Annotated in this window: 2 protein-coding genes; one reads left to right on the plus strand and one right to left on the minus strand. The window is 71.1% G+C overall.

All coding sequences use genetic code 11. The features are described from left to right. A partial coding sequence (locus V6U89_RS30055; protein WP_334576678.1) for a DUF6010 family protein occupies positions 1-360 on the minus strand: 360 nt, incomplete at its 3' end. 84 nt (positions 361-444) lie between these two features. On the opposite strand from V6U89_RS30055, the gene V6U89_RS30060 reads away from it, so the two are divergent. Then, positions 445-1,372: GlxA family transcriptional regulator (locus tag V6U89_RS30060; protein ID WP_334576680.1), on the plus strand; the 928-nt coding region annotated here is incomplete at its 3' end.

Raw genomic sequence — 1,372 nt, forward strand, 5'->3', positions numbered from 1 at the left:
CGACCAGCCGCCCGTCAGGCACCACAGGGCGATGACCGGGTCGCAGATGGCGCAGCCGTGCGAGGAGCCGGGCACGAACGGGATGATCGGGGCTCCCTTCAGGTGGTGCAGGACATCCCAGGCGGTGTGCAGCAGCCAGCCGACGCCGATCCATGTCCAGGACCTCAGTCCTCGCCATGCGACGTAGACCATCAGGGCGACGAAGGGGAACTCCCATGCCCCGAGACCACCGCCGCTGAGGTACGCCGCTCCGGCACCGCCCACCATGATTGCGTTGACGTGGCGGCGGTGCGGCTCGCGGATCAGCGCGTTGAGGCCCACGTACAGGGCGCCGATGAGCAGGGGCACGAGGATGGTCATGGCGGTCGAATCTAGGGCCGGGTCGGTGTCCCTGACAGGGGGTGGCGAGCCGACGGTCGACGGATTCGCGCCAGGATGGTTCCCATGCACGATGTGGTGGTACTCGCCTACGACGGTGTCGTCCCGTTCGACCTGTCCGTGCCGGTGGAGGTGTTCGGTCGGGTGCGGCTGGCCGACGGCCGTCCGGCCTACCGGGTCCGCGTCTGTGCGGCCACGGCCGAGGTACGCGCCGGCGCGGTCGGCCTTCGGGCGCCGCACGATCTCACTGCGCTGGCCGAGGCCGACACGGTCGTCGTACCGGGAATGGCCGACCTCGACGAGGCGGTGGACGTCGAGATACTGGAAGCTCTTTCCGCCACTGCGGCCCGGCTGGTGTCGATCTGCACGGGGGCTTTTCTGCTGGCGGCTGCCGGGCGGCTCGACGGTCGCCGGGCCACCACCCACTGGGCCGCCGCGGCCGAGCTCGCCCGCCGCTGTCCCGACGTCACCGTCGACCCCGACGTGCTGTTCGTCGAGGACGGTCCCGTGCTCACCTCCGCGGGCGCGGCGGCCGGACTCGACCTGTGCCTGCACATCGTGCGCCGCGACCACGGCGCCGCGATCGCGGCCGAGACCGCGCGGAGCTGTGTCATGCCGCTGGAGCGCGCGGGCGGCCAGGCACAGTTCATCGCGCACGAGCCGCCCCCGCCGGCCGAGAACGGTCTGCAACCGCTGATGGCCTGGCTGACCGACAACCTGCATCGTCCGCTCACCCTGGCCGACATCGCCGCGCACGCCGCGATGAGCACCCGCTCCCTCAGCCGGCATTTCCGATACCAGACCGGCACCACGCCCCTGCGGTGGCTGAACCGGCAGCGGATCCGCCGCGCGCAGCAACTGCTGGAACGCACCGACCAGCCAGTGAAACGAATCGGAATGCTGGTCGGCTTCGCCTCACCGACGGCCTTCCGTGAGTCCTTCCGTCAGGTCGTCGGCGTACCGCCCCGGGTCTACCGCGCCGCGTTTCCACCCG

Origin of the sequence: Micromonospora sp. CPCC 206171 (assembly GCF_036906755.1) — a bacterium.
GTDB classification, from domain to species: Bacteria; Actinomycetota; Actinomycetes; order Mycobacteriales; family Micromonosporaceae; genus Micromonospora; species Micromonospora purpureochromogenes.